This is a genomic window from Vibrio sp. 10N.222.48.A3, from assembly GCF_041475345.1.
Classification (GTDB): Bacteria; Pseudomonadota; Gammaproteobacteria; order Enterobacterales; family Vibrionaceae; genus Vibrio; species Vibrio tasmaniensis_A.
Map to the genome: position 1 here is coordinate 1 of NZ_JBFRVX010001121.1, position 11,761 is coordinate 11,761.

Genomic DNA, 11,761 nt, shown 5'->3' on the forward strand with positions numbered 1-11,761 from the left:
CAGTCAAAAAACTTGGTTCGGTGAGTTGCATTGCCATAGTCTCCCCTAAAGGAAACAGCGCGAGCTCTAACCCCATCAAAAAGAGCGACAACCCAAGAATGACGTAAAAGAAACCTATCAGCACTTTGCCTAAGTTATTAACTGGCTTGCGCAGCACCGCTAATTGGAAACCGAAGATGATCACCGCAATCGGAATCACATCCATGACAGTACCAAGAAAGGTGTCGATAAATTGCTGAGCACTGATCATGTCACCACCATCCCGTAGACCATGACAAACATCATCGGCAGCAGTGAAGCAAAGGCGATCAATCCAAAGCCATCAATCATCGGATTTCTCCCTTTAATCGCAGAGGCTAAACCCACGCCCAATGCGGTCACTAACGGAACGGTAATGGTCGATGTAGTCACTCCGCCAGAGTCGTACGCAATCCCAATGATGTTTTCAGGGGCAAATGCAGTGAGCACCACAACTCCAATATAACCTCCGATGATCATGTACTGAATTGGCCAACCTTTTAAGATTCGCAGCACCCCAAGTAAGATGGCGATCCCCACCGACAATGCTACGGTGAAACGCAAGCCATCGGCGTACTGTTCCATTTCGTCTAGAGAGTTGGGAATAACACCACCTTCAGCGGCCACTTCTGCTGCTTCGGCGGCCACTGCGGTTAATGCGGGTTCCGCAATGGTGGTACCAAACCCTAAACAGAAAGCGAAGGTCAATAACCAAAACACGCTCCCCTTACGAGCAAAAGCTTGAGCCATCGACTCGCCGATTGGGAACAGACCCATCTCAAGGCCAAAGATAAAAAAAGTCAGTCCAAAAACCACCAGCACTAAGCCAGTTAGAATAGACAACAGATGAGGGAGTGGTTCTTGCAAAACAGCAAGCTGGAAGAAAGCAATCACCGCCACGATCGGCAAGAGATCCCTTAGGCTACCTAACATGGCTCGAAACAAAGCAAGCACTGCCGTCATCGCAACTCCTAGTCATTGAAATTGTGTCTGGTTATTAATTACTAATAATCATGGCAAATCCTTATCATTCCTTATGTGACAAATATTACGCAGTTGGTAACATATCGGAGTAAAATGCATAAGTGTGATAGCGGTATACATCCTAACCTGATTAATTTAATTTCATTCTTTCGTAAATTGATACGGCGTAATTTGGGTATCACACAATTGAAACCAACTGATCGTTATAGTGATTTTTTCGTATTGATTGGCGTTCAAAAACAAGCCATGTCTATAATTATGTTTAATAGGGAGATTGGTATGAAGATATTGTTAACTGGTGGTACGGGATTTATTGGTTCTGAATTGGTCAAAAGTTGGAATACTGACGATGTGACATTGTTGACACGGAGCCCCGAAAAAGCGAAGCAAAACCTAAATCACCTGAACCAGAATAACCTTCATTACATTCAATCTCTTGATGAACTCAGCGATCTCAATGACTTCGATGTCGTGGTCAATCTTGCTGGCGAACCGATCGCTGACAAGCGTTGGAGTACGGAGCAAAAAGAGAGGATCTGTAACAGTCGTTGGCACATTACTGAAAAACTGGTCGAGTTAATTCATGCCAGTAGCAACCCACCGCAGGCTTTCATTAGCGGCTCAGCCGTGGGTTACTATGGCGATCAACAGCAACACCCATTTGATGAATCACTACGAGTAGAAGACGAAAGTTTTCCTCACAAAGTCTGCGCGCACTGGGAAGAGATCGCCAAGAGAGCCCAGTCCGATGAGACGCGTGTGATACTACTAAGAACGGGGATTGTGTTAGGTGAAAATGGTGGTGCTCTAAAGAAGATGCTAATGCCCTACAAACTCGGAGTAGGCGGACCACTTGGTTCAGGCGAACAGTACATGCCTTGGATTCACATGCTTGATATGGTGAGAGCCATCAACCACTTATTGTCAACTCCTCACGCTCAAGGGGAATTTAATATGTGTGCCCCGCACCCTGTCACCAACAAACTGTTCAGCAGTACACTCGCCAAGCAACTACGCCGACCTCATTTCTTATTCACTCCGAAATGGGCAATGTCGCTTCTGATGGGTGAATCTTCTTGTCTGCTCTTTGACAGCATTCGTTCCAAACCAAAGAAACTCACTGAAATGGGATTTATCTTTAGTTACTCAAGAATAGAACCAGCCTTAAAAAACTTGTTACAACATCAAGATTAATTCTTTACCCTAGAGCGATAAAGACTCTAATGAAGGATTAAGCGTGAACAAGTCGATTCTGATCACCGGTTGCTCAACGGGTATTGGCTATACATGTGCGCATGCACTACAAAAGCGTGGTTTCCACGTCATTGCATCGTGTCGTCATCCGCAAGATGTACAGCGTCTGCAAGATGAGGGACTGACCTGCATACAGCTCGACCTTTCTAACCAAGAAAGCATTGAACAAGCTGCACAACTTGCTATTGAGCTAGCGCCTAACGGATTATATGGTTTATTCAATAACGGCGCTTATGGTCAAGCTGGCGCGCTAGAAGACTTACCAACCCAAGGTCTCAAAGAGCAATTCGAAACCAACTTCTTTGGCTGGCATCATCTTGTTTGTCAGATACTTCCGCACATGCGCGAACGCGGCGAAGGTCGAATCGTACAAAACAGTTCCGTATTAGGCTTTGCGGCCATGAAATATCGTGGCGCTTACAACGCTTCAAAGTTCGCTCTAGAAGGCTGGACAGATACGTTACGTTTAGAACTGCATGGTAGTGGTATTCATATCTCGTTATTGCAGCCAGGTCCAATAGAAACCCAATTTAGAAATAATGCCCTGAAAGCTTTCAATAAATGGATCACCATTGCTGGCAGCGCTCATCAAGAAGCTTATCAACAACAAAAAGACCGACTCGAAAAAGAATCATCGAACAACGCTTTTGTTCTTCCGCCTGAAAGTTGTATTGAACCGGTTTATCACGCACTCACCGCCGATAAACCCAAACTCAGATACCGAGTGACGACCCCAACTAAAGTCTTCGCGGTATTGAAAAGAATGCTACCAAGTCGCTTGCTAGACCCTATTTTGAGAAAAGCTGCATAAATTACTAACTTTGCATCAACAGTCGCAAACTTTAATGTAACGATGTAATTTTTCCGTAACAATAAGATGTCATGATTGTCCTATCTCATCAATTATTCCCAATTGATGAACCTAATCTGGATATTTCATGACTTTAAACCGCCTTAATTGGGTCGGTGTGACTCTGGCGATTACGTTGTTTATTCTGTTTTGAGTATCTTACGCTATGCCTCACTGACCACCTCAATGATAACGCTATGCCTTCCCTGTTGAGATAACCACTCTATCAACATAGAAGCATAGCGTTTTTCTATTTTGGCTCTTTTTATTTGAGATAACCAAGTTAGATCTTGAAGTTACCAGCATCTCCCCCCATATTTGCAACGTACCCACAAAACACACCTCAAGGAACGTAAATGCAATCTCCGCATATTGTTGAACTTAATGAGCAGAACTTTCGTCAAGTATTAGAAACCTCAATGCAGACGCCTGTACTCATCCACTTTTGGGCACCAATGAGCCAAGAAAGTGCTCAGGTGATCCCTGAACTGCAAACATTAACTCAGCAATACAACGGCGCTTTTACTTTAGCTCTGTTGAATTGTGAACAAGAGCAGGCAATTGCTAGCCAATTTGGCGTACAAGCACTCCCTACTATTGCACTGTTTGTTAACGGTCAGCCTGTTGATGGTTTGGGTGGCCCACAAAGCATACAAGCGATTGTTGAAATGTTAGGAAAACACCTTCCTAGCCAAGACGAGCTCGCACTGCGTCAGGCTCTCGAGCAAATGCAAGCAGGCGAGCACGCACAAGCGCTCGCAGCAATGCAACAATTGCCAATAGAGCTGACGAGCAAAGGCGAGGTAAAACTGGCAATCGCAGAATGTTTACTAGAAACGCAACAGTTTGATCTAGCTGAAACTCAGCTAGCCACCATTCCTCTAGAGTACCAAGATAATTACTATAAAGGCTTAGTCGCAAAGCTTGAGCTTCACAAGCAAGCAGCAGACAGCCCTGAAATACAAGCATTAGAAACCGCTCTTCAGCAAGACCCATATGACGCTAAGACAGCATCTGAATTAGCATTGCAATATCACCAAGTGAATCGCAACGAAGAAGCGATGGAACTGTTGTGGTCTTTCCTTGCAAAAGATCTAAATGTTTGCAATGGCGATATGAAAAAAGAGTTCATGGATATCTTAAGTGCGCTTGGACAAGGTAACCCAGTTGCCAGTAAGTACCGCCGACAGCTGTACTCTCTGCTCTACTAACTAAACCCTAAAAGTACTAAAGATAAGCATCGTATATCTCATCGAAAATTGACAATTCAATCAATTAGTTTATCGAATAATAGAATGTAAAATGGGCCATAAAATCAATATTTTATGGCCCATTTCTCATTTATAAATTTGCTCAGAATTTAAATATGAGCCAGTATCAATACTGAACTATCAAAAACTTAAACTTGCAAAGGATTTTGTATGGCTATTGATACATTGATTACTATCGGCGTCTTTACTGCCGTCGCAATATTGTTTATTTTCGCCGGAGTAAAAACGGTTCCGCAAGGCAATAACTGGACCGTAGAACGCTTCGGCCGTTATACACAAACCCTCCAACCAGGTCTGAACCTGATCATTCCATTTATCGATATCCTGTTTGCTAAAGGCTTCGACCTTTCAATGAACAATATGTCGTTAGATCTAGGTAAGGGTCAATTCGAATCTAAGTGGTTAGTGAGCGTACCGGAAGGAACCGAAAACATCAGCAGTAATCCTTCGATGATCATGCCGGCATTAACGGGTAACGTTCACTCTAGCTTCTCAAATGAGCTTGTTGAAGAGTACCCATTCATCCGTGAAGGTATCGATGAATTGCTTGTGATGGAAATGATCAAGGAAACAGAAAGTGGTTATGAAATCAGCGCTGACTTAGAAAATGGAAACCTAGTGTTCGAAAATGGACAAGAAATTCCATTAATCGCTCTACTTATGCCGGTTTTTGTTCAATAAACAGAACAGGCTTGAATACTGATAGGGTGATTTAGCAGGTCAAGCTTAAACATTTTATACGGTACAAAACAAAAGAGGTCTTAAGACCTCTTTTGTTGTTTTTATGTTGGGTAAAACATGGTATTACTTGCATAGTTATTATTTAGCAGGAGCAATCATCCCCATGGAACTTACATTAGATAACGTATTCAACTTCAGTGCTGGCCCAGCTGCACTGCCTAAACCGGTAATGAAACAAGCGCAGGCGGACTTTATTGATTGGAATGGTTTAGGGACTTCCGTGATGGAAATCAGCCATCGCAGCAAGGAATTTATTCAAGTTGCTGACGAGTCCGAACAGGACCTACGTGATCTTCTGAACATCCCAGACAACTACAAAGTTCTTTTTTGTCAGGGGGGCGCTCGTGCTCAATTCGCTGCTGTTCCTCTAAACCTTTTAGGTGACGCGACGAAAGCGACTTACATTGATGCGGGTTACTGGGCAGAAAGTGCAGTGACTGAAGCGAGCAAATATTGCGAAATCGATGTATTCAACGCCAAGACGTCAATTGATGGCAAAGCAGCGGTTGTTCCAGCTAAAGATTGGAAAATCGACCCGGAAGCGGCGTATGTACATTTCTGTCCAAATGAGACCATCGATGGTATTGAAATCAGTGAGCTTCCTCAAACGGATAAGCCAATCGTAGCGGATATGTCATCTAACATTCTGTCTCGTAAGATCGATGTGTCTCAGTACGGTGTTATCTACGCTGGCGCTCAAAAGAATATAGGCCCCGCTGGTATTTGCATTGCTATCGTGCGTGATGATCTGCTAGAGCTAGCAAACGACGTATTGCCGAGCATTCTTAACTACAAAGTACTTGCTGAAAAAGACTCAATGTTCAACACACCGCCAACGTACGCTTGGTACCTATCAGGCCTTGTATTCAAGTGGTTGAAAGCTCAAGGTGGTGTTGAAGCGATGGAATTAGTGAACAGAGAGAAAGCTGCGCTGCTTTATAATGCGATTGATAGCTCAGCTTTCTACAGAAACGATGTTCATACAGTAAACCGTTCAAGAATGAACGTGCCATTCCAATTAGCGAAACCAGAGCTAGATGCTAAGTTTTTAGAGTTGGCTGATGCTGCTGGTCTGAAATCACTAAAAGGTCACAGAGCGGTAGGTGGGATGCGAGCATCACTATACAACGCAATGTCTTTGGAAGGTGTGCAAGTATTAGTCAACTTCATGAAAGACTTTGAAGAGAAATACGCTTAAATAGGGCGTTATTCATAATAAGAGGAGCGAAAGCTCCTCTTTTTTTACTTGCTGAAAAGGAAGGGTATGAAGAAGTTAGGTACAGTAAACAGTGTTTTGGGCGGTAAGATCGTTGCTTTTGCTCACGGTACACAGAGTGCAATCAATAAGCAGGTTTTATCTGAGCGCCAATACGCCACTGAGCTTGGATTTATTAACGATGAGCAAGGCGACCCTCGCTTTCATGGCGGTATTCAGAAAGCCCTTCATATTTATCCAAGTGAGCACTATCCGGTTTGGCAGCAAGAACTGGGCGACAAAGACATCTTCCAATCTGCAGGCGCATTTGGCGAGAACATAAGTTCAAGTGGGGTGACTGAAGCTTCCATTTGTTTAAAAGATAAGATTCGAATTGGTTCAACCTTGCTGGAAGTTTCACAAGGTCGTATGCCTTGTTGGAAGCTCAATGTACGATTCGATCAAAATGATATGGCGAAAAGGCTACAAGACACCCTTCGAACTGGCTGGTACTTCCGTGTTTTGGAAGAGGGTGATATCGGCTCCGGCGACGAGATTATCCTGTGTGAAAGACCTTACCCAGAATGGCCGTTAAGCCGGGTTATGGGTGCGGTGTTCACGGGTTGTTTGGATAAACAAGAGCTTAGAGAATTGGCGGAGCTGCCTCTAGTGGAATCTTGGGGCACGCTCGTAGAACGTCGACTTCAAACTGGCGAAGTTGAAGATTGGGAAATGAGATTGGTTGGCCCGACAGCCGAGTAGACTTTCTATTCATGCTTAAAAGACAATCATGCGCAAAACAAAACGCTCACTATCTAGAAGATGTGAGCGTTTTTGGTTCTGAGGTGAGCACTTATTAGTCAGTAACTAACAGCGACTAGTTTATCTAGCTATAACCAGAAATCTTTAACAGGCATATCAGGGCTAAAATGGTGCGCAATCTGTGCTTGTAGAAGCTCCGCTGTCGCAATCGCATCAGTTAACGCATGATGCGGAGTATAGTCAGGCAAGTGGTATCTACGACGGCTCTGACCAAGCCTTACTGACGCAGGCTTCTTACCTTTTAGCTTATTCCATAGACCGCCGGCCAGTTTGTTTTGGATTTGAGATTCAATCTCGAGCGTGTCGAGGACTGGAAACTCAATTCCTTCACCTAATCTGACCTTCAACGCGTTATCCAAGAAATCACGCTCGATGCGGCGATAATGAACGACTGGGATATGGCCGCCCATTGATTCTAAGATCTCATCTAATACTTCACTTAAGTCTGGCGCATCAATGATGTCGTTGTGAGTGATGCCATGGATAACAACCGAGTCTTCTTCCAATTTCTGCTTTGGTCTCAGGGTCCAGTGCTTGGCTTGTCTTAGGTAGATTCGATTTAGCGTAAACGGAACTAGACCAATGGTAATGATGCCATCTTTGTTTGGGTTTAAACCCGTTGTCTCAAAGTCGACAGCTAAGAAAGTCACTTCTGATAATGGCGTATCAGGTGCAGGAAGAGGCTGGCTATAAAATTGCTTCAAGCGTTCATCTCTCGCTCGTTCGAGCTTCTGAGCAAACTTAAATGGCCAATCAACCGCTGGGGATCTGAATAGTTTGTTCATAGCGCCTACTTAAACTTATTGCTGGCTTGATAACGGAACTTAAGAAAGTTCTGTGCATTGCTTAATATTTGGAATGCATCCTTTAGATTACGTCGCTCGAAGTCAGAAAGGTTCTCTGGTTCGATGTTGTTATCCGGTTCGATGTTGTTGTCGACATCGTGTGCTTGGTGGCGAATACGAACTAAAGAGATAAATTCCATCGCATCTTTCAAGTCTTGAGCTCGACCTTTTGGCAAAATACCTGCGTCGATAATGTCATCTAAACGTTCGAATGAGTTCTTAGAGCGAGATGCGACTGCTAAAGAGTGAACACGGATTAGATCGGCAAGTGGTGCGGTACCACGACGTTTAAGATTGATCGAGTTGTTATGACGACCATCTTTCTCCATTACAAAATCTTTAAAGAAACCCAGAGGCGGTGTTCGGTTGAGTGCGTTACGAGCAAGACACGCCAAGAAACGGTTGTTCTTACGCGCACGTCTTACAATAAAACTATTTAACTGTTCTGCCCATTTTAAGCGGCCATAAACACCATCTAAATCAAAGAAGATAGAGGCGTTCAGTAGTGCTTTCGGGTTTGGATCATCAATCCAATCAGCGAAGCATTCTTCCCATTGTCGACGTGTCATACGCCAAGTTGGGTTAGTGGCCATGATGTCACCGGTACAGTACACATAGCCACATTGGTCTAAGCCATCACAAATGAAGGTCGACAGCTCTTCAAAGTACTTACCGTGCTTTTTCTCATCGTAGGTATCATCAAGAATAATGGCGTTATCTTGGTCAGTAACGAGCAGCTGCTCATCACGCCCCATCGAGCCGAGCGCGAGGAAACAATAAGGGATCGGCGCTTTACCGAGTTTATCTTCGGCTAGTTCAATAATTCGTTGTTTAAAGCTACGGCCAATTACCGACATTGCGGTACCCACCATGTGGGCGTTGGCGTCTTCGTTAACCAAGCGCACAAAGCTGTCTTTTACTTGCTCAGAAAGGACTTTAAGATCTTCGATGCTTTGCTGTTGGAAGATGCTGCTTACCAATAACAGCGAGTTTTGAGATTCGTAACGTACAATATCGGTCGCTTCAATAATACCAATAGGCTTCTTATCTTTTAGTACTGGTAGGTGATGCACGTTGTAGCGAAGCATGGTCATCATGGCTTCGTAGACATAGGCATTATGATCGAGCGAGATAACCTCTGCTGTCATTACACTTGATACTTCATCCGATGGATCGAGTCCTTCTGCTAAAACTCGGGTACACAGATCACGGTCGGTAATGATGCCAATAACGGGCGTCGAATCGTCTTCATCATCTTCAACAATATCCGGGTCGATGATCAGCAAAGATGAAACATTATCTTGTGCCATCATGGTAGCAGCTTGTTGGATGGTTCGTGTTTTTTCGATCATTGGCGCTTCGCTAGTCAGCAGCGTCTTTACCTTTGACGTGGTTAGATCGTTAGCGTCGTTGCTGTCTGAGTTAGCCTGACGCAGTCGCGCATTATCTTCTACTTCGACAAAGTCAGCGAATGAATCATAGTTGTCGTAGAGTTCTTGGAAAATAGGTTCAGGGATACAGTAGAGTAGGGTGTCTTCTGTTGCTTTTACCGGGAAGCGAACTTTATTGTTGGTGAGTAGCCCCATTTGGCCAAATAAGTGTCCCTCATCCAGCCGGTTATAGAGCTCACCTTTACGACGATAGACTTCTACTTCGCCGCTTCGAACAATGTAAAGGTCGTTAATCTGATCACCAAAGTGAATGATAGGGGTATCTTGGCGGTAATAAGAAATTTCGACGCTACTGGTCACTTTCGCCAACATCTCCTCTGGGAGTTCTGTGAAAGGGGGGTATTGTGCCAGAAAGTTTTGAATCTCTAATAACTCAGCATCCATAATGATCATCCATTGGTTTGTATGATTTCATGGTACAACATTTGATAATATTTTGCCGTCACAAATCAATCTGTGAGCTAAAACCTTTTTAAAGTCTTAGGGATAGACTAATCTTTCAAATAATAGGGTGATAGTTAAAGGATGATAGGAATGACGAAGTGGAAACTTAGTTTAGTGTCTGCAATTTTTATGTTTTCTTCAAGTTCGTGGGCCGAAACTCACCGTGTGGATATTCTGGATTATGACCATATATACGCCACCGCTCATTCGGGAAGTTTGAATGAAGATGCAGGCAGCAATAACAATGCATCATCCTATGGATTAGGTATTAGCTATGCGATAACGGATGATTGGCTATTGTTGGGTGACTACAGTGCTCGTTTCATTCACCCAGATGAATCAACAACTCGAATGGATACCCTTATGCCGGGCATTGGGTACCGTTACAGTATTAAGCGAGATCTAGATATAGTGGCTTACTACCTGCTTGGTATTACTAAGGGGGAAGTCGAAGATAATGGAACTAACATTACTCGCTCGTCAGACACGGAGTTTATCCAAGGGATAAAAGCCGAACTCAACTATGGCTTTGCGAAACGTTGGATTGCTAACGGTAGTGTGCAAGTGAACCGAAGTGACTTGTTTGATGAAGAAATTTACCACGTGGGTTTACGTTATCTCGTGACCAACAAGTTTGCGATTGGTGGCTCTTATCAACACAGAAATGGCGAAGGTAAGATTCGTAGTGAACGCACTAACGAGCTAGGTGTAGAGTTCTTCCTAGAGTATTAGTTAGCGATATATAGACTAAGCGTCTTAAAAACTGACATATAAAGGAGGCAGACACAAAAAAGCCAGCTTAATAGCTGGCTTTTGCATATCTATTGGTCTGCAAGTGCAGGTTTCTTTTTCGATTAAAGAACCGCAGCGATGCCTTTACATAGAGGACCCATATTTGACTTCGTCATGCCCGCTACGCTGATACGGCCAGAACCGACAATGTAGATAGCGAATTCGTCTTTCAGGCGAGTTACTTGCTCTTTGCTTAAACCAGAGAAAGAGAACATGCCGTTTTGGCGCTCGATGAATGTGAAGTCTGCATCAACACCTTCAGATTTCAGTGTCGTTACGAATAGCTCGCGCATCTCTTGGATACGGTCACGCATTTCTGCTACTTCTGCTTCCCATTCAGCACGTAGATCAGCATCACCAAGGATGTGAGTAACGACAGCACTGCCGTGCGCTGGTGGGTTAGAGTAGATAGAGCGGATGATGCTCTTAACTTGAGAGAACGCTGTTGTTGCTACGTCTGCAGATTCTGCAACCAGAGTGAATGCACCCACACGCTCGTTGTACAAGCCGAAGTTCTTAGAGAACGAGCTAGCAACAAGAATCTCTTTGTTGTATTGAGCAAAAATGCGCAGGCCAGCTGCATCTTCTTCAACACCTTTAGCAAAACCTTGGTAGGCAAAATCGAATAGAGGAAGCAGTTTCTTCTCAGCAACTAGCTTAGCAAGTACTTCCCACTCTTCAGTTGTTGGGTCGATGCCTGTTGGGTTATGACAGCAGCCGTGAAGAAGAACGATGTCGCCTTCAGAAGCTTTCTCTAGGTCAGCAACCATGCCTGCGAAGTCTTTGTCTTTGGTTTCAGCGTTGTAGTAGCTGTATTGAGCTGTTTCGATACCGGCAGCAGCGAAAACGCCGTTGTGGTTAGCCCAAGTTGGGTTACTGATCCAGATTTTCACGTCACCCAGTTGGCGCTTGATGAATTCACCCGCTACGCGAAGTGCACCTGTACCACCTGGAGCTTGTGCTGTTTTAGCGCGTTGAGACGTTACGATCTCTGCATCTGAACCGAAAAGCAGTTTCTGAACCGCTAGACCGTATTCAGCGGTACCTTCAATCGTTAGGTAAGATTTGGTTTTTTCGTTTTCAAGAAGTGCAGC

Annotated in this window: 11 protein-coding genes and 1 pseudogene; 7 read left to right on the forward strand and 5 right to left on the reverse strand. The window is 44.1% G+C overall.

Annotation, left to right across the window (positions count from 1 at the left end):
• A partial coding sequence (locus AB4653_RS24205; RefSeq protein ID WP_372105511.1) for a DUF1538 family protein occupies window positions 1–250 on the reverse strand: 250 nt, incomplete at its 3' end.
• Complete coding sequence (locus AB4653_RS24210; RefSeq protein WP_009847350.1) at window positions 247–981, reverse strand: DUF1538 domain-containing protein; 735 nt, start codon at window positions 979–981, stop codon at window positions 247–249. The genes AB4653_RS24205 and AB4653_RS24210, both read right to left, overlap by 4 nt.
• A gap of 300 nt (window positions 982–1,281) precedes the next feature.
• Here AB4653_RS24210 and AB4653_RS24215 point away from each other — a divergent pair, with 300 nt between their 5' ends.
• The 6 genes and pseudogenes from AB4653_RS24215 to AB4653_RS24240 all read left to right on the forward strand — a co-directional run bounded on the left by AB4653_RS24215 (window position 1,282) and on the right by AB4653_RS24240 (window position 7,075).
• Window positions 1,282–2,196 (forward strand): TIGR01777 family oxidoreductase, encoded by a 915-nt coding sequence (locus AB4653_RS24215; protein WP_009847351.1) that lies wholly within the window; start codon window positions 1,282–1,284, stop codon window positions 2,194–2,196.
• A gap of 43 nt (window positions 2,197–2,239) precedes the next feature.
• On the forward strand, window positions 2,240–3,067 hold the full coding sequence (locus AB4653_RS24220) for an SDR family oxidoreductase (RefSeq protein ID WP_009847352.1): 828 nt from the start codon (window positions 2,240–2,242) through the stop codon (window positions 3,065–3,067).
• A gap of 395 nt (window positions 3,068–3,462) precedes the next feature.
• A complete protein-coding gene (locus tag AB4653_RS24225) occupies window positions 3,463–4,317 on the forward strand; it encodes a co-chaperone YbbN (RefSeq protein WP_009847353.1) in 855 nt (284 codons plus the stop codon).
• Window positions 4,318–4,527: 210 nt separating this feature from the next.
• A pseudogene (locus AB4653_RS24230) lies at window positions 4,528–4,776 on the forward strand (SPFH domain-containing protein); the annotation flags it as partial.
• 445 nt (window positions 4,777–5,221) lie between these two features.
• Window positions 5,222–6,316, forward strand: coding sequence for a 3-phosphoserine/phosphohydroxythreonine transaminase (gene serC / locus AB4653_RS24235; protein ID WP_102258604.1), 1,095 nt, complete (start codon window positions 5,222–5,224; stop codon window positions 6,314–6,316).
• A 66-nt stretch (window positions 6,317–6,382) separates the two neighbouring features.
• Window positions 6,383–7,075 carry an MOSC domain-containing protein gene (locus tag AB4653_RS24240; protein ID WP_102258603.1) on the forward strand — a complete coding sequence of 231 codons (693 nt, stop codon included), beginning with the start codon at window positions 6,383–6,385 and terminating at the stop codon, window positions 7,073–7,075.
• Between the two features lie 128 nt (window positions 7,076–7,203).
• Here AB4653_RS24240 and AB4653_RS24245 read toward each other — a convergent pair whose 3' ends face one another.
• Window positions 7,204–7,920, reverse strand: coding sequence for a 3'-5' exonuclease (locus AB4653_RS24245; RefSeq protein WP_012604226.1), 717 nt, complete (start codon window positions 7,918–7,920; stop codon window positions 7,204–7,206).
• 5 nt (window positions 7,921–7,925) lie between these two features.
• The gene (locus AB4653_RS24250; RefSeq protein WP_009847053.1) at window positions 7,926–9,815 is read right to left on the reverse strand and encodes a DUF294 nucleotidyltransferase-like domain-containing protein; all 1,890 of its coding nucleotides are present in this window, start codon (window positions 9,813–9,815) and stop codon (window positions 7,926–7,928) included.
• A gap of 150 nt (window positions 9,816–9,965) precedes the next feature.
• Between AB4653_RS24250 and AB4653_RS24255 the strand changes: the two genes are divergently transcribed.
• Window positions 9,966–10,607 (forward strand): outer membrane beta-barrel protein, encoded by a 642-nt coding sequence (locus AB4653_RS24255; RefSeq protein WP_102258602.1) that lies wholly within the window; start codon window positions 9,966–9,968, stop codon window positions 10,605–10,607.
• Between the two features lie 122 nt (window positions 10,608–10,729).
• On the opposite strand, the gene AB4653_RS24260 is transcribed toward AB4653_RS24255, so the two are convergent.
• A partial coding sequence (locus AB4653_RS24260) for an amino acid aminotransferase (protein ID WP_372105512.1) occupies window positions 10,730–11,761 on the reverse strand: 1,032 nt, incomplete at its 5' end.

Bases quoted from the DNA above. Each gene is read 5' to 3' on its own strand.
- AB4653_RS24245 (WP_012604226.1), bottom strand. From the start codon at position 7,920: ATGAACAAACTATTCAGATCCCCAGCGGTTGATTGGCCATTTAAGTTT.
- AB4653_RS24250 (WP_009847053.1), bottom strand. From the start codon at position 9,815: ATGGATGCTGAGTTATTAGAGATTCAAAACTTTCTGGCACAATACCCC.
- AB4653_RS24215 (WP_009847351.1), top strand. From the start codon at position 1,282: ATGAAGATATTGTTAACTGGTGGTACGGGATTTATTGGTTCTGAATTG.
- AB4653_RS24240 (WP_102258603.1), top strand. From the start codon at position 6,383: ATGAAGAAGTTAGGTACAGTAAACAGTGTTTTGGGCGGTAAGATCGTT.
- serC (WP_102258604.1), top strand. From the start codon at position 5,222: ATGGAACTTACATTAGATAACGTATTCAACTTCAGTGCTGGCCCAGCT.
- AB4653_RS24225 (WP_009847353.1), top strand. From the start codon at position 3,463: ATGCAATCTCCGCATATTGTTGAACTTAATGAGCAGAACTTTCGTCAA.
- AB4653_RS24255 (WP_102258602.1), top strand. From the start codon at position 9,966: ATGACGAAGTGGAAACTTAGTTTAGTGTCTGCAATTTTTATGTTTTCT.
- AB4653_RS24210 (WP_009847350.1), bottom strand. From the start codon at position 981: ATGACGGCAGTGCTTGCTTTGTTTCGAGCCATGTTAGGTAGCCTAAGG.